This is a genomic window from Paenibacillus woosongensis (assembly GCF_030122845.1).
Classification (GTDB): Bacteria; Bacillota; Bacilli; order Paenibacillales; family Paenibacillaceae; genus Fontibacillus; species Fontibacillus woosongensis_A.
Genome location: NZ_CP126084.1, coordinates 4418618 through 4439256, shown reverse-complemented (window position 1 = coordinate 4439256; position 20639 = coordinate 4418618). Strand labels below are relative to the sequence as shown.

Annotated in this window: 26 protein-coding genes; 24 read left to right on the top strand and 2 right to left on the bottom strand. The window is 53.9% G+C overall.

The features are described from left to right. Positions 1-28 precede the first annotated feature (28 nt). Positions 29-1042 (top strand): asparaginase, encoded by a 1014-nt coding sequence (locus QNH46_RS20485; protein WP_283925799.1) that lies wholly within the window; start codon positions 29-31, stop codon positions 1040-1042. A 146-nt stretch (positions 1043-1188) separates the two neighbouring features. Next, positions 1189-1908 (top strand): pirin family protein, encoded by a 720-nt coding sequence (locus QNH46_RS20480; protein ID WP_283925798.1) that lies wholly within the window; start codon positions 1189-1191, stop codon positions 1906-1908. A gap of 134 nt (positions 1909-2042) precedes the next feature. Here QNH46_RS20480 and QNH46_RS20475 read toward each other — a convergent pair whose 3' ends face one another. After that, complete coding sequence (locus tag QNH46_RS20475) at positions 2043-2270, bottom strand: DUF1128 domain-containing protein (RefSeq protein WP_155611993.1); 228 nt, start codon at positions 2268-2270, stop codon at positions 2043-2045. Between the two features lie 134 nt (positions 2271-2404). Between QNH46_RS20475 and yyaC the strand changes: the two genes are divergently transcribed. From yyaC to QNH46_RS20445, 6 genes are all read left to right on the top strand, one after another. Then, positions 2405-2950 (top strand): spore protease YyaC, encoded by a 546-nt coding sequence (yyaC, locus tag QNH46_RS20470; RefSeq protein WP_283925797.1) that lies wholly within the window; start codon positions 2405-2407, stop codon positions 2948-2950. Between the two features lie 101 nt (positions 2951-3051). Further along, a complete protein-coding gene (locus QNH46_RS20465; protein WP_283925796.1) occupies positions 3052-3852 on the top strand; it encodes an alpha/beta fold hydrolase in 801 nt (266 codons plus the stop codon). A 167-nt stretch (positions 3853-4019) separates the two neighbouring features. Continuing rightward, positions 4020-4667, top strand: coding sequence for a DUF6483 family protein (locus QNH46_RS20460; RefSeq protein WP_283925795.1), 648 nt, complete (start codon positions 4020-4022; stop codon positions 4665-4667). Between the two features lie 59 nt (positions 4668-4726). Next, the gene (locus tag QNH46_RS20455; protein ID WP_283925794.1) at positions 4727-5893 is read left to right on the top strand and encodes a class I SAM-dependent methyltransferase; all 1167 of its coding nucleotides are present in this window, start codon (positions 4727-4729) and stop codon (positions 5891-5893) included. Positions 5894-6021: 128 nt separating this feature from the next. Beyond that, positions 6022-7380, top strand: a complete 1359-nt coding sequence (locus QNH46_RS20450) for an O-antigen ligase family protein (protein ID WP_283925793.1) — start codon at positions 6022-6024, stop codon at positions 7378-7380. Positions 7381-7387: 7 nt separating this feature from the next. Continuing rightward, positions 7388-8263, top strand: coding sequence for a tetratricopeptide repeat protein (locus QNH46_RS20445; RefSeq protein ID WP_283925792.1), 876 nt, complete (start codon positions 7388-7390; stop codon positions 8261-8263). Here the strand turns inward: QNH46_RS20445 and QNH46_RS20440 are convergent. Next, the gene (locus tag QNH46_RS20440; RefSeq protein ID WP_430691952.1) at positions 8260-8562 is read right to left on the bottom strand and encodes a dehydrogenase; all 303 of its coding nucleotides are present in this window, start codon (positions 8560-8562) and stop codon (positions 8260-8262) included. The genes QNH46_RS20445 and QNH46_RS20440 overlap by 4 nt on opposite strands. 165 nt (positions 8563-8727) lie before the next feature. On the opposite strand from QNH46_RS20440, the gene uptA reads away from it, so the two are divergent. The 16 genes from uptA (at position 8728) to QNH46_RS20360 (ending at position 20629) form a co-directional block, all read left to right on the top strand. After that, positions 8728-9342 carry an undecaprenyl phosphate transporter UptA gene (gene uptA / locus QNH46_RS20435; protein WP_283925791.1) on the top strand — a complete coding sequence of 205 codons (615 nt, stop codon included), beginning with the start codon at positions 8728-8730 and terminating at the stop codon, positions 9340-9342. Between the two features lies 1 nt (position 9343). Then, positions 9344-9910: a thioredoxin family protein gene (locus QNH46_RS20430; protein ID WP_283925790.1), complete on the top strand. Its 567-nt coding sequence runs from the start codon at positions 9344-9346 to the stop codon at positions 9908-9910. Position 9911: 1 nt separating this feature from the next. Further along, positions 9912-10538: an MBL fold metallo-hydrolase gene (locus QNH46_RS20425; protein ID WP_283925789.1), complete on the top strand. Its 627-nt coding sequence runs from the start codon at positions 9912-9914 to the stop codon at positions 10536-10538. Between the two features lie 91 nt (positions 10539-10629). Then, positions 10630-10959: a hypothetical protein gene (locus QNH46_RS20420; RefSeq protein ID WP_155611984.1), complete on the top strand. Its 330-nt coding sequence runs from the start codon at positions 10630-10632 to the stop codon at positions 10957-10959. A gap of 143 nt (positions 10960-11102) precedes the next feature. Next, a complete protein-coding gene (sigY, locus tag QNH46_RS20415; protein ID WP_283925788.1) occupies positions 11103-11633 on the top strand; it encodes an RNA polymerase sigma factor SigY in 531 nt (176 codons plus the stop codon). Beyond that, a complete protein-coding gene (locus tag QNH46_RS20410) occupies positions 11623-11958 on the top strand; it encodes a DUF5345 family protein (protein WP_283925787.1) in 336 nt (111 codons plus the stop codon). Before sigY ends, QNH46_RS20410 begins: the two co-directional genes overlap by 11 nt. After that, on the top strand, positions 11955-12197 hold the full coding sequence (locus QNH46_RS20405; protein WP_283925786.1) for a hypothetical protein: 243 nt from the start codon (positions 11955-11957) through the stop codon (positions 12195-12197). The genes QNH46_RS20410 and QNH46_RS20405 overlap by 4 nt, the downstream gene beginning before the upstream one ends. Before the next feature lie 4 nt (positions 12198-12201). After that, positions 12202-12396, top strand: coding sequence for a PLD nuclease N-terminal domain-containing protein (locus QNH46_RS20400; RefSeq protein ID WP_430218696.1), 195 nt, complete (start codon positions 12202-12204; stop codon positions 12394-12396). Continuing rightward, a complete protein-coding gene (locus QNH46_RS20395; RefSeq protein ID WP_283925785.1) occupies positions 12397-13314 on the top strand; it encodes an ABC transporter ATP-binding protein in 918 nt (305 codons plus the stop codon). Then, positions 13311-14096, top strand: a complete 786-nt coding sequence (locus QNH46_RS20390; protein ID WP_283925784.1) for an ABC transporter permease — start codon at positions 13311-13313, stop codon at positions 14094-14096. Before QNH46_RS20395 ends, QNH46_RS20390 begins: the two co-directional genes overlap by 4 nt. A 118-nt stretch (positions 14097-14214) precedes the next feature. Next, the gene (locus QNH46_RS20385; protein WP_155611977.1) at positions 14215-14598 is read left to right on the top strand and encodes an ATPase; all 384 of its coding nucleotides are present in this window, start codon (positions 14215-14217) and stop codon (positions 14596-14598) included. A 191-nt stretch (positions 14599-14789) separates the two neighbouring features. Continuing rightward, on the top strand, positions 14790-15077 hold the full coding sequence (gene gatC / locus QNH46_RS20380; protein ID WP_155611976.1) for an Asp-tRNA(Asn)/Glu-tRNA(Gln) amidotransferase subunit GatC: 288 nt from the start codon (positions 14790-14792) through the stop codon (positions 15075-15077). A 118-nt stretch (positions 15078-15195) separates the two neighbouring features. Beyond that, positions 15196-16650, top strand: coding sequence for an Asp-tRNA(Asn)/Glu-tRNA(Gln) amidotransferase subunit GatA (gatA, locus tag QNH46_RS20375; protein WP_283925783.1), 1455 nt, complete (start codon positions 15196-15198; stop codon positions 16648-16650). A gap of 43 nt (positions 16651-16693) precedes the next feature. Beyond that, positions 16694-18133: an Asp-tRNA(Asn)/Glu-tRNA(Gln) amidotransferase subunit GatB gene (gatB, locus tag QNH46_RS20370; RefSeq protein ID WP_283925782.1), complete on the top strand. Its 1440-nt coding sequence runs from the start codon at positions 16694-16696 to the stop codon at positions 18131-18133. 46 nt (positions 18134-18179) lie between these two features. After that, positions 18180-18656, top strand: a complete 477-nt coding sequence (locus QNH46_RS20365; protein WP_283925781.1) for a GNAT family N-acetyltransferase — start codon at positions 18180-18182, stop codon at positions 18654-18656. Positions 18657-18775: 119 nt separating this feature from the next. Next, the gene (locus tag QNH46_RS20360; RefSeq protein ID WP_283925780.1) at positions 18776-20629 is read left to right on the top strand and encodes a DUF4097 family beta strand repeat-containing protein; all 1854 of its coding nucleotides are present in this window, start codon (positions 18776-18778) and stop codon (positions 20627-20629) included. Positions 20630-20639: the final 10 nt, after the last annotated feature.

Genomic DNA, 20639 nt, shown 5'->3' with positions numbered 1-20639 from the left:
GGGTTCATGAAAGGGGAGTATAAGAGCGATGGACAGCTTGAGAGATACATTATTGATTGAGGAATATCGCGCAGGCATTCTGGAATGCAGTCATCGCGGGAATATATGCGTAGTGGATGAAGAAGGCCGGGTACTGATGCATGTCGGCGATCCGCACGCCCGGGTATTTACCCGTTCGGCCGCGAAACCATTTCAAGCCATTCCGGCCATTCGGGCCGGCATTAAGGATACTTATCGTTTAACCGATGCCGAAGTAGCGGTGATGACCGCCTCTCATCGCGCAGAGGATGTTCATATTGATGTGCTGGAATCCCTGCTCTCCAAGATCGGGGTAGAAGAAGAGGGCCTGGTATGCGCTCCCAGCCTGCCGCTGGACGGCAAGTCCCGGGAAGCGCTTCTTCGGTCCGGGGGGCAGCGGCGCAGACTATACCATAATTGTTCGGGTAAACATCTGGGTGTGCTCGCTTATTGCAAAATGAAGGGCTTTGACTTAGGGAGCTATCATGAGCCGGACCACCCGGTTCAACAGGAAATCGTCGAAGCGCTGGCCCGGCTTGCCGGTATTTCGGCGGAACATATCGGACGGGGAACGGATGGCTGCGGCTTTCCGGTATTCGCTTTGCCCTTGTCGTCATTAGCCGCCGCTTACATGAAACTGGCTTGTCCCGACCGGATTGAGGACGAATGCACGGCCGAAGCCGTACGGCAAATTACCCGCGCTATGAATGCCCATCCCGAGCTTGTCGGAGGCAGCGGGCGCATCGATTCCGCCCTGCTGGAAGATGACAATATTATCGCCAAAGGCGGCTTTAAAGGCGTATATGGCTTTAGTCTCAGACGGGAACGGCTGGGCGTCGCCTTTAAGGTATCCGACGGTTCTGAGGAAGAATGGGGAAGGATTGTCCTGGAAATCTTGAAGCAGCTCAATTATAGCAATCGGGAGCTGATGCTCAAGCTGGAGGAACAATTCCCAGCCCGCATTTTGAATGACGAGGGGAATGCCGTCGGCCAAACGGAGACTGTATTCACATTGAAGAATTAGTGTTCTGCTCCAGACTCCGGCTCTTTCAGACGTACTTTGATTAGTGTTTTTGCGTTAAGGGTAAGAAATATTCAAACCATCTCAAACCGCCATCTTAACGCCATGAATCCAAGTATTGATCTTGATAGAGAGCGAGGAGGATAACGATGATCAAAGTGGTCACCGCAGAGGAACGCCATACTTCGGACAAGGGAGCCATTCATAGCGAATTCAGCTTCTCCTTTGCCGATTATGATGATCCGAGCAATGCTCATTTCGGCTGTCTGCTTGCTTTAAATGACAACGTCGTTCAGCCTGGCCAAGGGCTGGCACCCCATCCGCATCATGACCTGGAGATCGTCACCTATGTAGTATCAGGGACGCTGCGGCATGAGGATGATCTCGGCAATAGGCAGGATCTGGCGGCAGGGAGTGTACAGGTCATGAGCGCCGGAGCAGGCATTCGCCACGCCGAGAGCAATCCATCGCCCACAGAGCCTGTGCGCTTTATTCAGATGTGGTTCCTGCCTGTCCAGAGGAATTTGAGGCCGGCATGGGATAGCCGATGGTTTCCTTGGCAGGAACGGGAGGGGCTGCTGAAGCCTGTTATTGAGCCTGGGGGGAGCGGTGGCAGCCTGCGTATGAATCAGGATGTCCGGCTGTTCATTCCGAATCTGCAAACGGGCGAAGAGCTGGTTATCCCGTTCGGCCGCGAGCGCCGAACGCATTTATTCATGCTCGCTGGCCATATTGATTTGTACTGCGGGAAGCAAAAGTTCCCGCTGCGCCCCGGTGATGCAGCCCGCATACGGAATGCGGAGGAGCTCTCCGTATGCAGCACCGGCAGCGAAGAGGCAGCCGAATTCATATTGATCGATCTGCCTTAATATAGGAACAGCGTCTACGGACGTATTTGCACAAAGACAGAAGAGTCCGGTACCCGCTAGCGCGAAAGTGCGAAAGCGGATGCCGGACTTTTCTTTAGTTCTGACATGTTCTTTGGTAAAAGTCAGCAGGAATATTAATTGCCTCTAAGCTGGCCGAGCTCCTTAGCGAGTGCTTCCACTTCCGAGATGCTCAGCCGTTCTTTGTTCATCACGATTTCATATACTTCCAGAATGTCGTCGTAGCGGTCGACATGGAAGGCCGAAGCCGACATGGCTGCCCCTGTTGCCATCCGTAATTTCGCTTTAATTGCTTCGATCATATATTCCACGTTCTCCTGGGTTTTCTGTGTCAAATCTACCATGATCGCTCATCCTCTCTTTAAAATGCTCGTTCTGACCTCATTGTATTGTATCACGGCCGTCCGTCCGGTTCTATGTTTTGCGGTGAAAGGACGGTTAGGGTACAATCAAAATACGTTCAAGAGGGGGGATGAAGATGAGGTTGGAAGGCCGGAGGCTTCCTTATGACTCTTCCTTTAGCGAAAGGAAGCTTACAGGCAAGGAATTGCCGCAATTTATGCGCAGCATTCGCCAGAAGCATCCGTTGGACCATGTTACGTTTCTATGCATCGGAACAGATCGCTCCACTGGGGATGCGCTTGGCCCCCTTGTTGGCACCCGGCTGGAGGAGCTGGGGTTTTCCTCGGTTGTCGGTTCGCTGCGGCATCCCTGTGACGCCGATAATTTGGTGCACCGGATGAATGCGATCCCTAAGGAACATGTCATCATCGCAATTGATGCTTGTTTAGGCGTTCCTGCCTCAGTAGGCAGTTATATCGTATCGGGAAAGCCGCTGCTTCCCGCTCAATCGGTAGGCGGCGGATTGCCGGAGGCTGGTCATTACAGCATTGCTGCCGTCGTAAACGTAAACGGACCGAAGCCTTATTGGACGCTGGGGATGACTTCGTTGTACAAGGTTATGCAAATGGCGGATGAAATCGTCCAGGCGGCGGCTTACGGTTTTGGCTCTGGAGACGAATAAGGGCGGCAGGTCATATATATTATGGTCAAGAGGCGTTTCAGACGGGCGATATTAGCTTAATTATATATATTCAATACATAGACAAGAAAGAAGGATGAACGATGGAAAAGCTAACGATAAACGGGGCAATGATCGCATACGAGGATCAGGGTGAAGGAGAAGTTCTCGTGCTATTGCACGGCTTTTGCGGCAGTTCTGCATATTGGGAGCATGTGATGCCGCTGCTATCCAAGCAATATCGCGTCATCGCTCCCGATTTGCGGGGGCATGGCTTGTCTGAAGCCCCGCTTGGCGCCTATACGATAGAGCAGATGGCTGATGATGTTGCCGGCCTGCTGGAGGACTTGGCGGTTGACCGGTATACGCTGCTGGGCCATTCGATGGGCGGTTATGTCACGCTGTCGCTGGCGCAGCGGTATGCGGGCCGCTTGAACGGCTTCGGCTTGATCCATTCGACAGCTTACCCAGACAGCGAGGAAGCTAAAGAGAAGAGGCTGCAGGCGGTGTCGGTGATTGGCACTGAAGGAATTACGCCGTTCGTGGACGGCCTCGTACCCGGCCTGTTCGCTCCGGCGAACGCCGCTTCGCATGAAACGGCCTTGGATCGGGTGAAAGAGATCGGCTACAAGACGCCTCCGCAGGGAGCGTCCGGCGCCGCGCTTGCGATGCGCGAACGGATCGACCGCCGCGACGTGCTGTCGGCTACGACTTTGCCTGTCCTGTTAGTAGCAGGAGAGGATGACAGGCTTATTCCGATCGAGCGGACGTTCACAACCGAGGGCAGCAATGTCACCAAGGCTGTCATCAAAGGGGCCGGGCATATGAGCATGTACGAGGCTCCGGAACAGCTGGCGGTCGTCATCAACGATTTTCTGCGTCAAATCCATGAAGTGAAGGAATAAAGCTGATCTGTCTTCCGGGCTCTCTGAGCTTCGGGGCAAGCGACCGGATGTCTGCTTATGCAGGCTCCGGTTTATTTGCGTGCTCTGCATTCGAGGGGGATCGCTGGAAATAGAGGTTGAAATACTATAGAATATTATCCATTTAGAGCAGGAAAGGAGTCTTTTGCATGTTACGAAAAGATTACCTCGTCCGAGCCATCGAAGAAATTACCGAGATGCTGGGGACGATTGTTGGCTTGAAGCAGCAGAAGAAGCATCCCGAAGCCCTTCAAGAGCTGGATGAACTGTATCGGGCCCAGTTTCGACTGAACTCTCTGCTGCTTGGAACGCTGTCTTCCAAGGATATCGCCGAATTATTCCGCAGCGGCGGAATCATCGAGGCGGACCGGCTGCAGACATTGGCCCGGCTGCTGCGGGAGGAAGGCGATCTGCTCCTGGATAGCGGGAAAACCGATGAAGGCAGGATGAGGCAGCTGAAGGCGCTCCATTTATTTCTTGAGGCCAGGCAGCACGGCGCCGATCCATCCCTGTGGCAGCTGGACGAGGAAATATTCAGCCTTATGGCGAAGCTTAAGGGCTGTCCCCTTGATCCGGATACAGAGCGGATGGTATTTGGTTTTGCTGAGGACAAGGGCAGGTATGATTTGGCCGAAAATGCTATGTATCGCTTGATGGATCAGCAGGAAATGGACGTGCATGAAGGGATTGCTTTTTACGAACGCCTAGCTGGCGTTGCTCCGGATCAACTGGAGGAGGGCGGGCTGTCTGCAGCCGAAGTCCAGGAGGGGCTTGCCGAACTGCGCCATCGCTTGTAAAATGGCTTAGTTAGCGATGAGGAACAATTATTAGAGAAGCGAAAGAGAGTTGTCTAACTATGGAGTCTTTGCGGAATCTTGTTCATCAACTGGCGGAAGAAGGCACCTTGATCTCCGCTACGCTCAGCCAGGTACGCAAGGCAGGAGACGTCAGCTATACCAAAGTGGTCGTCAAACCCGTGGAATTGAAGAAGAGCCTTCATTACCAGCTGGCGTATCATTATGCCAATAAGGTCACCCATGAGAATATTGAAGCTTCGCTATTCGAGGCGAAGATCATGGAGCTGTTCGAAAACAGGTTCCGGCAGGGGCTGCTCTGTACCCCACAGGCCGACTATCAAGTGCTGATCAGCAAAAAATACAAAGTATCGATCCTGAAGAAATCTCCTTCCAAGAAGCCCGGCGCACTGACGCATAATCGGCAGAAGCAGTACATTCTGGAGGAGGGGACGCCAGTACCGTTCCTAATTGAGCTGGGCATTATGAACCCGGACGGAAAAGTGTACGCCAAGAAATACGACAAGTTCCGGCAGATCAATCGTTTCCTGGAGATGGTGCAGGACGTCATTCCCCATCTTCCCGAGGACCGTCCGCTCACGATCGTCGATTTCGGCTGCGGCAAATCATATTTGACGTTTGCGTTATACCACTATTTGTCCGTACAGCAGCGACGGGAGCTGAATATCGTCGGGCTAGACCTGAAGGCGGACGTCATCGAGCATTGCGGAACGCTCGCGCAGAATTTGCAATACGATCAGCTGCGCTTCCTCGTAGGAGATATCGCGGATTACGACGAGCTCAGCCAAGTGGATATGGTCGTTACTTTGCACGCGTGCGATACGGCGACGGATGCTGCGTTGGAGAAGGCGGTACGCTGGGGAGCGTCGGTGATCTTGTCCGTCCCTTGCTGCCAGCATGAGCTGTTCAATCAGATCAAGAGCCCCGTGCTTGAGCCGCTGCTGTCGCATGGTATCCTGAAGGAGCGCTTCTCGGCGCTGGCAACGGATGCCATTCGCGCCAAGCTGCTGGATATACTCGGCTACAAAACACAGCTGCTTGAATTCATCGATATGGAGCATACACCCAAAAATATACTTATTCGGGCCGTCAAATCGTCCGGCGGCGATACGGAGCGGCTGTGGCGGGAATATACCGCCTTTCGTGATTTTGTACATGCCGATCCTTATCTGGAGAGGGCCTGCAGGGACCTGCTGCCCGGCAGCTGAGAACCCGCCCGGAAATATAGCGCGGCATGCCCCGGCTTCCCTGGTTTGAAGCCGTCTTCTAAGGTCAACACTTGAGGTGTTGGCCTTTTTGTATTACGGCGAAGGCGAGATTAGAAGGCTTGTCATCGATGGGAAAGGGGGGCGGCAAAGACGGTATGGATGCAGGCGGACTGAAGGGAGAGGAAGCCGTTAAGGACAGGATCGGAGTGCTGGCGGCAATCGCCTGCATCGCGGCGGGTTGCGCTGCTTGTATGAGCCAGGGACTATATTTTAATGATACGATAACGGCTTTGGGGCTGATGACGTGGGGGACAGCCATAACGGCCATCATCGTGGCGGTACGGGCGGCAAGGGGACGGCGGACGGGACGTGCCATTACTGTGCTGATCAGCGGCGGCGGAAGAAAGGCGGAGCGGTTCGAGCGGTTCGGTTCGTTCCCCATGGCCCATCATCCCCTTGAGTTGCGGCATGCTGCTTTGCTTGCCGCTGCTCCGTCTATGATCGCTTTGCTCTATGCCGCACATCTGGCCGCCGGCCCGTTATCCGTGCAGAGCACCGGGGAAGCAGTGCTCGGGTGGAGTTTTTACGGCTGCTTCGGATTATCAGCTTATTATGCTGCGAGAAGCGCCGAGGGCAGGAAATTGCTGCAGGCAGGCTGGAGTACCATCGGATTGGTGCTCGGCGTAACCGGGCTTGCATCGGTTTACGGGCTATTTCCGTACCCGGGTGCCATTTTTCGTACAGGTGAGACGGACCTTGCTGCAGGCGGTGCGCGGTTAGGCGGACTGCTGCAATACCCGAACGCCTTCGGGGCGGTGATGGGAGCCTATCTCCTGGAACGCCTGATGCTCCTGGCCCGGCTGAGAGCGGCGGACTTTACCCGCGGGTGCCACTGGAGAGGGTATATTGTTTCAGGCAGCGCATTTATTTATATGCTAAGCCTGCTGCTGACAGAGTCGCGGGGAGCTAGCCTGGCGACCGCTGCTGCGGGGATTGCCGGGCTGTGCCGGCTGCGGCCCGCTGACCGGCTCCGCTTTGCAGGGCAAAGCGGTATACTGCTGCTTTGCGGTGCGCTTGCCGCAGGCCCATTGGCCGCCTCGTCGCTTGCGCCGCCGCTGCTCCCCGGGCTGGTTCTGCTCGTGGGCACAGCAGGCGCGGCCATCGTTGCGGCGAAGCATTTGGCAGGCCTGGGACGGCGCAAGAAGCAGGGAAATGTACATAAGCGTAGACACGGATATCGAAATCGCTCCCGATTTCTGCCCGCAGGCGGCATGCTGCTCACAGCTGCCCTTCTTGGCGCAGCGCTGAGCCCGGGACTGGTTGAGCGGTCAAGCCGGCTGGCGACCGCTTCCGCCCGTTTCCACATGTATCGCGACGGAGCGAGCCTGTTTCTTCTCTCGCCGTGGTTCGGACAAGGGGGAAAGACATGGGAAGCGTCGTTCCGGAGCATACAGAGTTCTCCTTACGTCGGGGGGGGAAGTGCATAGCGGCTATTTGAACATCGCGCTGGATACGGGGCTGCTCGGGCTGGCTATTATACTGCTCTGGCTTGGGGCGATCGGCGCTGCCTTGGCCCGTGCGCGCAGCAGGATGCTGCCGCCCTTCCTAGCGGTGCTCCTGCATAGCGCGGCCGACTTCGATATGAGCTACGGCCTGACGTGGCTGCTCATCATTTGGATGGCCGCCGCTGGCATCACCCGCAAGCCGGGTGGCGCCGCGCAGCCTGCCCGCCCGCCGGCACTGCGCTTGCTGCCCCGCGGCTCCCTTATCGCCCTGGCCGGGCTGCTTCTGCTCGCGAGCGCGACGGGTGCGCGGCAGGCCGTCAGCCTGTCCCGCGAACGGCAAGCGCTGGCGGCCGCCGCCTCGGGCAATATCGGGCAGGCCACGGCTCTGTTGGAGCAGGCTCTGGCGCTGTACCCTGCCCGAACCTCGGCCCGGCTGCACCTCGCCAGCCTGTCCGGTGCTGCAGCGCAGGCTGGCATGCTGCGGCAGGGGCTCGCCTATGACCGGGCCGATCCCGAGCTGTGGGCCGCCTTGGGGCAGGCGCTCTCCGGCTCGCGGCCGATGGAGGCCGTTGCCGCCTGGGAGCAGGCCGTGCAGCTCGATCCTTACAGCCGGAAAAGGCAGACGGAGGTGCTCAGTGCTCTTGCTACCCTCGCCGGCAGGCTGCGAGAGCACTACCCGCAGGAAGCTGCCGCTGCCGCCGCGGCTGGATACAAGCTGTACGTCCGGTACGAAGAGCTCGCCAGGCGGCTGGCGGACACCGCTAACCTGCGCAATGACCGGCGCTTTACCGTGACGGCGGAAGCGAAAGACCGCGGGCGTGAGCTGGGAGAGTACGTGCTGCGCTACTCTCCCGTTCATCGCTAGCCGCCGAAGGCAGCCCGGAACGCCTTGCACAGCGCTTCGGTGTCCAGGCCCCACAGCTCGGCGAGCTCGGGGCCGACCTCCTTATCCCACCAGTCCGCCAGAAGCTTGCGGTTGCTGCTGTTTTCGCCGATCCAGAGGAGGTTGGCAATGACTTTTTTATAGTACAGCGCTTCTCCTTCCTTGAGCAGATCCTCGGGAATGTATACACCGAGCCGTTTGATCGTTCGGTATAGCTCTTTGCTGCATCCACGGCGGATTTTGCGCGGCGTCGGGAGGGCGGTTTGGTGCTTGCCTTGCAGCTTGTTCAGAATGATCGCCTCCTTTGTTACAGCATATGCGCCCCGATTCGGGCGGGACACTCAGTGTATGTAGGCCCGGGCCGAACTTGACCCAACTAGAAGGCATGTCTCAGGCTATGATAGAATAGACTTGGTATTAAGAAGATTTCGAGGAGAGGACGAGTATTGGAATGGTTGTCAAATATAGTCGGAGCCTTGTTTGAGTGGATACAGCAGCTTGGGTATTTCGGCATTATGCTGGGGCTCATGATCGAGGTCATCCCAAGTGAAATCGTGCTTGCATACGGGGGGTATCTCGTGTATGCAGGGCGGATCAGCTTTATCGGCGCAGTAATCTTCGGCGTTATCGGCGGCGTCATCGCCCAGTTGTTCGTATATTGGATTGGACGCTATGGCGGCCGGCCGATTCTGGAACGGTATGGCAAGTACATTCTGATCCAAAAGAAACATATCGACTTATCCGAGGCATGGTTTCTGAAGTATGGCTCAGGCGTTATTTTTACCGCCCGCTTTATCCCGGTGGTTAGGCACGCCATATCCATTCCGGCAGGCATGGCCAAGATGCCCGTAAGCAAGTTTCTATGGCTGACGACGCTTGCCGTCATTCCTTGGTCGATATTGTTTGTCTACTTAGGCATGGTGCTGGGAGAACAGTGGCAAGCGATTGATGAGAAGGCCGGGCCGTACATCATGCCGATTCTGCTCGTTGCCCTTGCGCTTTTGATCGGGTATTTTATCGTAAAATGGTATGGGGCGAACAAGAAGAAAGGAGAAAAGTAATATGAGCGTAAATTTAAAGGATAAGTTGGGCAAAGGCATTTCGCCGCAGCAATTCATGGAAGGAATGCAGCGTAATCAAGAAGCGTTCCAATCCGGTTATGATGGCTTCAAATGGGTGAACGAGGATGACCGCCTGTTTTTTGAAGGCTTGCAGAAACGGGATGATCTCCGCGTGCTAATTCTTGCGGCAGACTGGTGCGGCGACGTCATTCGCAGCGTCCCGGTCATTTTCCGGGCGCTCGAGACAGCGGGAATCCGTACGGAAGTCCTTATCCTGGAGGAGCATCAGGACGTCATGGACCATTTCCTGACCATGGGCGGCCGCGCCGTTCCCATTGTGATCGTGGCGGACGCGGAAGGGCATGTGCTTGGACATTGGGGGCCGCGCCCGGCTGACGTACAGGAGCTCATGATCCGCTTTAAGCAGGAGAACCCGGATCGTGAAGCAGCGGACTATGAGGAGAAAATCGCCGTGGTTCGCAAGGAAATGGCCGTGAAATACGAAGAAGGAGCGGGAGTTAACGGCAAGGTCGTATCTGAACTGCGCGCGCTGCTCTCGAAATTTTAAAATGCTGAACATCGAGACATATTCCCTGGGACCGCTGGAGACCAACGCTTATTTAATTCGCGGAGAAGAGGAAGGGAAAGCGATTATTGTCGATCCCGGAATGAATCCTGCTCCTTTGATCCGCAGAATTGAAGGGCTTGATATCGAAGCGATTCTGCTCACGCACGCCCATTTCGACCATATCGGCGGAGTGGATGAGATTCGCCGCTTGAAGCAGTGCCCCGTTTACCTGCATTCCCTGGAAAGCGATTGGCTCACAACGCCGGCGCTTAACGGTTCGCTTCGCTGGGCGGAGGTATCGCCGCCCATCCAGAGTGATGCCGCAGAGTATGAGCTTGCCGAGGGACAGAAGCTGAAGCTGATTGGTCATGAGTTTACTGTATTCCATACGCCAGGTCATTCTCCCGGAAGCGTCAGCTTCCTGTGCGGAAACGACCTATTCTCCGGAGATGTGCTGTTTCGCATGAGCGTAGGCCGCACGGATTTGCCGGGAGGCCGGGAGGCCGACCTGTATAATTCCATCCGCGGCAAGCTGTACCGTCTGCCAGACGAGGTGACGGTATATCCAGGTCATGGTCCAAAAACGACGATTGGGTTCGAAAAAGCCAATAATCCGTACGTTTCCTGACCAGGGGATGCGAATTATTGAGAATTTGCTACAAAAAGTACAAAAATACTAGACAAAACTACATTCCTTTGCTAGGATGTATATTAATTAAATGTTTGTAACCTTTGCGAAGCACGCAAGCTGTGGAATAAGTCCCGGTTTGCGTTCTTTTTTTGTCTTTTTCGGGTTGTGCAGCAATGCAGAAAAGCAGGCGAGCCGGCAGAATCAGGAAGGAGAGGGCAAGGTGAAGCGCAGTGTATCCTATATTACGGATGAAGGCTTTGGCTATGAAATGGGAAAGAATAAGGAGGACATAGCGATTGCAGAGTCTTCGGCATCCGACATTTTCCGTTCATGGCGTCAGGTTGTCATTGCTGCGGGGCTGATTAACCAGCCCTGGCATCATAAGCTGAGGCAAATACGCAAGGAACGATATGAATAGTCATGCTCGGAGGAGCTGAATGAGAGGTGCGGCATACCATCATTTAGCTCTATTTTTTTGGAAATCATTTTTTTATTGTCCGTATTGAACGATTTGTGCCGCCTGGGCGTATTATAGGTGTTATCGACAAAAGGGGTGACGCGATGCCTCAGGAGAGGGAATGGATCAAACGAGCTAAACAAGGAGATGCCGCCGCTCTCGCCTCACTAATACAACATCATTATTCGTATGTGTATAAATATTTGGTGAAGGTAACCATGGAGCCTAAAACGGCCGAGGATTTGACCCAGGACACGATGCTGAAATGCATGGAAAATATACAGAGATACGATGGAACCTCCGCTTTCTCCTCATGGCTGATGACGATCGCGACGCGGCTGTTCATCGATGTGACCCGCCGCCGGAAGAGGGAAAGGCAGTGGCTGGCGGAGGAAGGCCGACCCGATCGGCTGAAATGGCATTTCGAGGCCAATCAGGAGGAATGGAGCGATTTGCTGGAGCTGCTCTCCAGGCTGTCTGCTGAGCACCGGATCGCTATACTGCTGAAGCATTATTACGGATATAGCTATGATGAAATCGGAAGCATGCTGAATATTCCCGCAGGGACGGTCAAATCCCGAGTCGCTTATGGATTGCGAGAATTGCGAAAGGAGTTGAATCCCCATGAATCATAATGGACAAGACAGGGAGTTCGAGGACGAGCTTATTCATGAGCTGCTGAAGGACTTGCAAACACTGGACCGCGTCGTTCCCGAGAAGCACGGGCCTTCGGCGGAGTCTTGGGAGTTGGTCGTGAAAGAGCGCTGGCGCATGCTGGCCAGGATGAGAAGATGGGAAGTGTTGCTGTTCTGCATCGTCGCCCTGCTAATGGTTAGCGGCGGATTCCTGTTCGCGCTGTCGACGCCAGTCATTTATGGGCTGCTGCAAGGACTTGGAGTCATTGCAGCCGTGGTAGTCGCCTTGGCGCTGCGTCCGGTCGGAAGGGGGCGGACGGAATGAAATGGAATTGGCCGACCGTTAATTCCGAGCCGCTTCCTCCGTGGTGGGTGCTTTGTTTGCTTGCCCTGCTGCTGCTTGCTCAAGGAACGTGGATGTTTATCGATGCCCGCAAACGGGGGAGAAAAGCCTGGTTCTGGGGGTTATGGGGGGTTGTCAATCTTCCCAGCCCGCTAATCGTATACCTGCTTGTCGTCGTGTGGGGCGATTATCGCAAAGCCAAAAGGAAAACGGGGGAATAGAAATATGGACATCGATATCAATTGGGGTTTGCTTGCGCCCGTAATCGCGCTGCAGCTCATTCTTATGATTACGGCCCTGGTTTCACTGCTCAGGGCACAAACGGTACGGGGGACAAAATGGATCTGGGCTCTGGTCATTATTTTCGGAAATATGATCGGAAGCATCGTTTATTTTATACTCGGAAGGAAGGAGACCTAGATGTCATTTCTTCAAGTTGACCAATTGACGAAGAAGTTCGGTTCGCGCATTTCGGTCAATGGGATTTCCCTCCATCTGGAACGCGGAAGCTGCACCGCGCTTCTCGGGCCGAACGGGGCCGGCAAGACGACGACGATGCGCATGATTGCCGGATTGATCTCGCCGTCCGCGGGACGGATTGCCGTTCAGGGACGGCAGCACTCCAGCGGGGATTACCGCTCGTTGATCGGATACCTGCCGCAGCATCCTGCATTTTACGGCTGGATGACCGGGGAAGAATTCGTAATGTATGCAGCAGGCTTAAGCGGCCTGAGCCGCCAAGATGCCCGGAAGCGGACGCTCGCGGTGCTGGAGCGGGTCGGCTTGCACCAGGCGGCAAAACGGCGGATCGCGGGATACTCCGGGGGAATGAAGCAGCGGCTTGGCTTGGCACAGGCGCTGGTCCATCAGCCGCAGCTGCTGCTGCTCGATGAGCCGGTATCCGCGCTTGATCCGATCGGTCGCCGCGAGGTTATGAATTTGCTGCAGTCGCTCCGGACGGAGACGACAATCTTATTCTCGACGCATGTGCTGCCTGACGCAGAGGAGGTCTGTGACCGGATCATGATGATGCGGGACGGAGAGATCGTGGAGAATGGAGAACTGCAGGTGCTTGCCGATAAATATCGCAAACCGCAGCTTATCATTCAGGTAGAGCGGAATAATGCCGCAAATGAATGGCTCCAGTCGCTCCGGAGCCGGCCGTTTGTCCAGAATGCGCAGATTCAAGGCAGCACTGCCCAGTTAACGGTCAACAATATGGAGGATGCCAGACGTCTTATTTTGGGCGAGGTCGTTTCGCGGAATATTCCTTTGCTAAACTTTGAAACGGGAGCAACCTCGCTGGAAGAGATGTTCATGAAGGTGGTGACAGCATGAGGCAGGCGTGGTTAATATATCGCAAGGAACTGCTCGGCATGGCTCGCAGCTATCAGCTGCTGTGGGTTCCCGTCGTACTGATGCTGCTCGTCGTCATGCAGCCGGTCACTTCGTATTACTTGCCGGAGATATTGGCTGCTTCAGGCAGCATGCCCGAGGAACTGATTGCGGGCTTCCCGATTCCCGGGTCTGCCGAGGTAATGGCGGGCGTGCTTGGACAGTACAGCACGATCGGTGTGCTTATTCTGGTCATTGCCGGAATGCAGGCTGTAGCCGGCGAGCGTTACGGGGGAACTGCAGCCTTGGTGCTTGTCCGGCCCGTAAGCTCGGCTTCCTTCATTTCTGCGAAGTGGGCCGGGCAGATGACTCTGATGCTTCTCTCCTTTACGGCAAGCTACGCAGCTTCCTGGTATTATACCGTGCTGCTGATTGGTCCCGTGTCCTGGCGAGAGGGAATGATTGCCGGAGGGCTGTATATTCTGTGGCTGACGTTTGCGGTATCCTTGACCATACTGCTTAGCACTTTATTGCGCGGCAGCGCCGCCGCCGTCATTTCGCTGCTGCTCATGGGCGCACTATCGCTAGGATATAGCCTAGCTCCCGCTTGGTTTTCCTGGAGTCCGGGCCGATTGCTCGTGGAAGGGACTGCCGCATTCGGGGATTCGCCGCTTAAACCGGCAATTTTTCCTAGTATAATGACCGCATTACTAAGCTTTGTTTGCATAATTAGTGCCGTATGGAGCCTGCGCCGGCAATCCATCCCTGATCTTAGGGGAGACTGAACCTTGAATTTCGCATTTTGCCGCGGAAGTCTATTAAATCCTTGAAACGCTTGACCAATCTCGCTTGTTTTTAGTAGGATAGTAAAATAACTGAGAGTAAATATCAGGGAGGTAGACGATGCTGCAATTGGGAGAGAAGGTTGTTATCGTCGGTGATGCTTTTGAGCAGAATCTTCCTGTTGGGGAATATGGCTATATTATTGCTTATGACCGTAACCCGGACAATGTGTTTGATTACGTTGTGCGGTCTCCAAAGACGGGGCGGAATTATTTTGTCCCATCCCAGGATGTGGAATCTGAAGAGCGGCTGATTGAGCAAGAAGTAGAGCGCACCACCCAGGAAGCGTTGATCGACTACGCACTGGCTACGTACAACGAGAAGCTGTTTCATCAGATCATCAATGGAGAAGATTCTCAAGCGGAGGAGCAAGAAGAACCAACAAAGGAAGTTATGTCTCAGGCGGAATTCATCAAACAGGTGAATTTGCGAGCTTGGATTTAGAGAAAAAGGCCGGCTATGCCGGTCTTTTTTGAGTTTTGTTGTGCTTTGCGGCCGCTGTTTAAGTTTATTCATGCTTCGCGTTAACGGATTGAATTGTCGGATAATCTACAATATAATTTTAATCATCTATGCGGACATGTTAGAATGGACAAATCAAGTCCCGTCAGGGAAGGTACGAGGAGGATTACAGTATGAGCATCGAGACTAAAGATGTTGAGCATGTGGCCAAGCTGGCCCGTTTGAATTTAACGGATGAAGAGCGGGATATGTTCACAGAACAGTTGAACGCTATTTTACAATATGCGGAGAAGCTGAACGAGCTGGATACGGAGGGCGTCGAGCCGACGACTCACGTGCTGCGCCTCAGCAATGTCATGCGTGATGATGTCGTCCAGGACAGCTTGACGCAAGAGCAAGTATTCCGCAATGCTCCTGAGGAAGAGGATGGGCAGTTCAAAGTGCCTGCCGTTCTGGAGTAAGCGGAGCTTATGCATAGGCTTAGTTCTGCAGACGAAGAGCAAGCGCGTTTGAAAGTGCTGCCAACAAATGTGCTGTCCCAGAGGACGCACTGCCAAATTACGGAAGGAGGAAGCGGTTGTGACGCTTTTTGATTTACGTTTACAGGATATACATAACCAGCTCCGCAGCAAGGAGTTATCGGTTACCGACCTCGTTAATGAAGCTTTTGCCAAGATCGGGGAAAGAGAGGAACGGATCGGCGCTTATTTAACGCTGAATGAAGCAGGCGCGCGCGCGGAAGCGGCGCGGCTGGATGACAAACTAGCTCGTGGAGAGGATCTGGGGCTTCTGTTCGGTCTGCCGATCGGCGTGAAGGACAATATGGTAACGGAGGGACTGCGTACAACCTGCGCAAGCCAATTCCTGTCCAATTATGATCCGATTTACGACGGTACGGTGATTTCCAAGCTGAAGCAGGCAGAGTCCGTAATGATCGGCAAATTGAATATGGACGAGTTCGCAATGGGCGGCTCCAATGAGAATTCAAGCTTCCATCCGGTACGCAATCCTTGGGATTTGAATCGGGTACCGGGCGGCTCCAGCGGCGGTTCAGCTGCTGCCGTGGCTGCGGGCGAAGCTTATTTTGCTTTAGGCTCGGATACCGGCGGCTCGATCCGCCAGCCGGCCTCGTATTGCGGGGTTGTTGGCTTGAAGCCAACCTATGGCCTCGTCTCCAGATATGGTCTGGTGGCCTTTGCATCGTCGCTCGACCAAATCGGGCCGATCACCAAAAATGTGGAGGATGCCGCTTATCTGCTGCAGGCGATCGCCGGATACGATCCGAAGGACTCCACATCGGCCCAAGTGGATATCCCGAATTATGCCAGCGCGCTGACCGGGGATATCGCCGGGCTTCGCATCGCCGTGCCGAAGGAATACCTGGAGGGTGTTGATCCGCAAATCAAGGCTTCCGTGATGGAGGCATTACGTCTGCTCGAAAGCCTGGGCGCCGTGTGGGAGGAAGTTTCGCTTCCGCATACCGAATATGCTGTAGCTGCGTATTATTTGCTGGCTTCTTCAGAGGCATCTTCGAACCTGTCGCGCTTTGACGGCGTTCGCTACGGAGTTCGGGCCGACCATGCCGGCGGCCTGCTTGATCTTTACCACGAGTCCCGCAGCCAAGGCTTCGGGCCGGAGGTGAAGCGGCGTATTATGCTCGGAACTTACGCTCTTAGCTCCGGATACTATGATGCTTACTATTTAAAAGCACAGAAAGTGCGCACTTTGATCAAGCGCGATTTCGACCAGACCTTTGAGAAATATGATGTCATCGTCGGACCGACGACGCCAACGACAGCGTTCCAGTTAGGCTCCCAGGTGGATGATCCGCTGACGATGTATTTGAATGATATATTGACGATTCCGGTCAGTCTTGCCGGAGTGCCGGCGCTGAGCGTGCCATGCGGCTTTGCGGACGGGCTTCCGATCGGTCTGCAATTTATCGGCAAAGCGTTCGATGAAAGCACGATATTGCGGCTTGCTCACGCCTTTGAAGCCAATAGCGACCATCACAAGCGCCGCCCGGCGTTGTAAGGGATAGCAGGATTGTTTCACTAAAGTGTTCAGGAGGATCAATATGTCAACATCCAAATATGAAACGGTAATTGGGCTGGAAGTGCACGTGGAGCTGCATACGAAATCGAAAATTTTCTGCGGCTGCTCTACTGAATTCGGTGCTCCGCCTAACAGTCATACATGCCCGGTGTGTCTTGGACATCCCGGCGTGCTGCCTGTGCTTAACCGCCAGGCTGTGGATTACGCGATGAAAGCTGCGATGGCTCTCAATTGCGAAATTGCGGACGTCAGCAAATTTGACCGGAAGAATTATTTCTATCCCGACTCCCCGAAGGCTTATCAAATTTCCCAATACGACCAGCCAATCGGGGAAAATGGATATATCGACATCGAAGTTGACGGCAAAACAAAGCGCATTGGAATTACCCGTCTCCATTTAGAGGAGGACGCGGGCAAGCTGACCCATATTGATGGAGGTTATGCCTCGCTTGTCGACTTCAACCGCGTTGGTACTCCGCTGGTGGAGATCGTCTCTGAGCCGGATATTTCCTCGCCGGAGGAGGCGAAGGCTTATTTGGAGAAGCTGCGTGCGATTATGCAGTATTGCGACGTCTCCGACGTAAAGATGGAAGAGGGCTCGATGCGCTGTGATGCGAATATCAGCCTTCGTCCGGTAGGCCAGAAGGAACTGGGCACCCGGGCTGAGCTTAAGAACATGAACTCGTTCCGCGGCGTGCAGCGGGGACTGGAATATGAGCAATACCGTCAGGCTGAAATATTGGATGAAGGCGGAGAGGTTGTTCAAGAGACGCGGCGCTGGGACGAAACTCAGGGCAAGACGTTCTCTATGCGCGGCAAGGAAGAAGCGCATGACTACCGCTACTTCCCGGATCCGGATTTAGTTACGCTCCATATCGACCAAGCATGGAAGGATCGCATCCGGGCATCCATTCCTGAGCTTCCAGACGCCCGCAAGGCGCGTTATACCGAGCAGTTCGGTCTTCCTAGCTATGATGCAGAAGTCATTACCTCATCCAAAGCGCTGGCCGATTTGTTCGAGAGCAGCCTAGAATTTACGAAGGATGCCAAATCGGTGTCCAACTGGATTATGGGCGATTTGCTCGGATATTTGAATACGAACGGGCAAGAGCTGTCCGATGTGAAGCTGACTGGCCAAGGTCTGGGCGAAATGATCGGCCTGATCGAGAAAGGAACGATCAGCTCCAAGATCGCCAAAACGGTGTTCAAAGAAATGCTGCAGAGCGGGAAGCTGCCTCAGCAAATCGTCGAGGAGCAGGGGCTTGTCCAAATAAGCGACGAAGGAGCTATTTTGGCGATCGTTAATGAAGTCATTGCTGACAATCCGGCTTCTGTCGAGGATTACAAGGCCGGTAAAGAGAAAGCGATCGGCTTCCTTGTAGGTCAAGTGATGAAGCGCAGTAAAGGAAAGGCCAATCCAGGGCTTGTTAATAAACTGCTTGTCGACGTTTTGAAAGGCTAGAGGTGTGCGGTTCCTACACGTCTAAATGAAGAAAGGGGACGGAAGCATGATTACACCGCTATCGCTGCGGGATCCGGAAATCGCAGAACAAGTTTGGAGCTTACAGCATGCGGCGTACCGACTTGAGGCGCACGCGGTAGGAGTTAAGCATCTGCCCCCGCTTCCGGACACCTTTGAGTCTTTGAAGAACAGCCCTGATACTTTCTACGGGGAAGTAACCCCGGAGGGTGAAGTTCTCGGTGCGATTGCTGTTATCCTTAAGAAGGACGGGGCGGTTGAGATTACGCGACTTATGGTACACCCTCAGCATCTCCGGCAGGGCATCGGCAGATCATTATTGCGGCATGTCATTGGAAAATATCCAAATACGGCGCTATTTGAGGTAAAGGCTGGGAAGTTAAACACTCCGGCCGTCTCGCTGTATGAGCAGCAGGGCTTCGTTGCCGCTGGTACATTAATGGCGATACCGAATGTAGAATTAACGATATACCAGCTAGAACCTCTGAAACTCTCCTCTTTATAGGAGAGTTTCTTTTGCTTCCCTGACCAGCCCATAATGCTGATACCTGGCCTTCGCCAGTACCTTCCAAGTTACGAACAGTGCCGAAATCGGTTATTATTAGTCAAAAGAGGAGGATGGATATGACACCGGATCAAATGACCGCCAGCGACACAGCGCGGCACAACAAAAAGTCCGTGCCAAAGGGAAAGATCAGACGTTACAGACCTCGACGCCTCAAGCGGAAATTCATGGCCTGTATGCTCTCGGCTTTGCTTCCGGGTCTGGGCCACCTTTATTTACGAATGTTCTGGCGCGGCATAGCTATTATATATTTTCTAATCCTGGATGCTTCGGCATTGATTTATTTCTCGTCTGTGCGCATGACCATTAATATTCCTTTTCTGTTCCTGCTTGGAATATTAATCCCAATGATGTATTTCTACAGCATCTATGATGTGCTGCAATCTACGGATGTCGTCAATGCGAGAGTAAGAAGTGAAACTACTCAGAGAGAAGAGGCAGCCGGGGCGAAAGAGCATGTGTGGAAAGGGATTCTGTCGGGACTTTTGCTGATGGCGGGCGGCGGTCTGATCTTTCTGCTTAGCCAGAAGCCGCCATGGCTTGCTGCTGTCATTCAGGCCAGTGCGGGTTATGCGGCAGCGGTGCTGCTTATTCTAAGCGGTGCGGCATTGATAGTTCGGGAAGGCCGCCGCCGCCGGTTTAGAACCGGTCGGATGACCGCCTCGCTGCTGCTTATAGGGATAGGAATCATTCTTCTGGTTGATGTCGCTACGGGAAGCAACTTTATGCTTCATTTGCTGAAGTGGTGGCCGCTGCTGTTCGTTGTCGCCGGATTGGAGCAAATCTACGTGTTCCTGTGGAATCGCCGAAAAACAGCTTATCCTTTGCGGCTGCTTCGCGTTGATCTCAAAGGGCTTTTGCTATCGCTGTTTGTGGCGTTCTCCGTTTTTGCGGTAACCCAGCAGGATCATTATATGCATTTATGGAACAGGGTCAGTCTTGATTTAACGGCGGCCGGCACGGATTTCAGCGCAGAGGAAGGCTACTCCCTGATCAAGGATCAGCTGGAAATCCCCATTGATCTAAGCACGGAGCAGATTGTCCTTAATGGCATTAATGGAAACATTGACGTCAGGAGAGCGGAAATTGAAGGGATTCGCGTAGAGAGCACGGTATGGGTGGATCAATTGCCGGCTGAGGAGGCCAAGTTAGTGGCGGAGGAAACCGAGCTTCAGGTAACCGAAGGGAAAACGTTGACCCTGAATGTGAAGGATAAAGTCTACGGCGCTTCCGGGAAAAGGCATCCTCGCATGAATATGACTGTATTTTTGCCGGAAAACCGTTTTTTGGATATCGATATAAGTACCTCTAACGGTAAAATCAAGATGAGCGGGATTCGTGCCTTGAAGCAAATCAAGCTGCAGACGGGCAACGGGGATCTGAAGCTTTGGGACGTCAATGGCGATGTGACGGCAAAGACGCTAAACGGCGATGCGGAAATGTACCGGATATTCGGCAATGTCAGCGTGGATACTCAAGGCGGAAACATGATGGGGAATATGATCACGGGACAGGTGTCGATGTCCACGCTAGTCGGCAATATTGCGCTAATGAACGTGGATGACGACATCCATGCGGCGACAAAAAATGGCAACATCGTTATCCATGGTGTTGCCGCGGCATTAAAAGCCGAATCCTTAAACGGTAAAATCCAGATTGAATCGCCGCAGATCGAAGGGGATTGGAATGTGTACAGTGCGGTAGGTGAAATGACAATAACCATTCCGGAGGAAGGAGACTACACGCTGGAAGGTTCCAGCGGATATGGCGATATTATAACAGAGCTGCCTTTTTCCGTTGATAATAAAACCATCCATGGCATTGTCGGATCCGGGGAATATTTGGTCAAGGTCGAAGGAAACAGTAATTTATATGTGAACCAACGGATAAGCGATGAATCCGCACTCCGTTGACAAACGAATT

Bases quoted from the DNA above. Each gene is read 5' to 3' on its own strand.
- QNH46_RS20485 (WP_283925799.1), top strand. From the start codon at position 29: ATGGACAGCTTGAGAGATACATTATTGATTGAGGAATATCGCGCAGGC.
- QNH46_RS20480 (WP_283925798.1), top strand. From the start codon at position 1,189: ATGATCAAAGTGGTCACCGCAGAGGAACGCCATACTTCGGACAAGGGA.
- QNH46_RS20475 (WP_155611993.1), bottom strand. From the start codon at position 2,270: ATGGTAGATTTGACACAGAAAACCCAGGAGAACGTGGAATATATGATC.
- yyaC (WP_283925797.1), top strand. From the start codon at position 2,405: ATGAGGTTGGAAGGCCGGAGGCTTCCTTATGACTCTTCCTTTAGCGAA.
- QNH46_RS20465 (WP_283925796.1), top strand. From the start codon at position 3,052: ATGGAAAAGCTAACGATAAACGGGGCAATGATCGCATACGAGGATCAG.
- QNH46_RS20460 (WP_283925795.1), top strand. From the start codon at position 4,020: ATGTTACGAAAAGATTACCTCGTCCGAGCCATCGAAGAAATTACCGAG.
- QNH46_RS20455 (WP_283925794.1), top strand. From the start codon at position 4,727: ATGGAGTCTTTGCGGAATCTTGTTCATCAACTGGCGGAAGAAGGCACC.
- QNH46_RS20450 (WP_283925793.1), top strand. From the start codon at position 6,022: ATGGGAAAGGGGGGCGGCAAAGACGGTATGGATGCAGGCGGACTGAAG.
- QNH46_RS20430 (WP_283925790.1), top strand. From the start codon at position 9,344: ATGAGCGTAAATTTAAAGGATAAGTTGGGCAAAGGCATTTCGCCGCAG.
- QNH46_RS20425 (WP_283925789.1), top strand. From the start codon at position 9,912: ATGCTGAACATCGAGACATATTCCCTGGGACCGCTGGAGACCAACGCT.
- QNH46_RS20420 (WP_155611984.1), top strand. From the start codon at position 10,630: ATGTTTGTAACCTTTGCGAAGCACGCAAGCTGTGGAATAAGTCCCGGT.
- sigY (WP_283925788.1), top strand. From the start codon at position 11,103: ATGCCTCAGGAGAGGGAATGGATCAAACGAGCTAAACAAGGAGATGCC.
- QNH46_RS20410 (WP_283925787.1), top strand. From the start codon at position 11,623: ATGAATCATAATGGACAAGACAGGGAGTTCGAGGACGAGCTTATTCAT.
- QNH46_RS20405 (WP_283925786.1), top strand. From the start codon at position 11,955: ATGAAATGGAATTGGCCGACCGTTAATTCCGAGCCGCTTCCTCCGTGG.
- QNH46_RS20400 (WP_430218696.1), top strand. From the start codon at position 12,202: ATGGACATCGATATCAATTGGGGTTTGCTTGCGCCCGTAATCGCGCTG.
- QNH46_RS20395 (WP_283925785.1), top strand. From the start codon at position 12,397: ATGTCATTTCTTCAAGTTGACCAATTGACGAAGAAGTTCGGTTCGCGC.
- QNH46_RS20390 (WP_283925784.1), top strand. From the start codon at position 13,311: ATGAGGCAGGCGTGGTTAATATATCGCAAGGAACTGCTCGGCATGGCT.
- QNH46_RS20385 (WP_155611977.1), top strand. From the start codon at position 14,215: ATGCTGCAATTGGGAGAGAAGGTTGTTATCGTCGGTGATGCTTTTGAG.
- gatC (WP_155611976.1), top strand. From the start codon at position 14,790: ATGAGCATCGAGACTAAAGATGTTGAGCATGTGGCCAAGCTGGCCCGT.
- gatB (WP_283925782.1), top strand. From the start codon at position 16,694: ATGTCAACATCCAAATATGAAACGGTAATTGGGCTGGAAGTGCACGTG.
- QNH46_RS20365 (WP_283925781.1), top strand. From the start codon at position 18,180: ATGATTACACCGCTATCGCTGCGGGATCCGGAAATCGCAGAACAAGTT.
- QNH46_RS20360 (WP_283925780.1), top strand. From the start codon at position 18,776: ATGACACCGGATCAAATGACCGCCAGCGACACAGCGCGGCACAACAAA.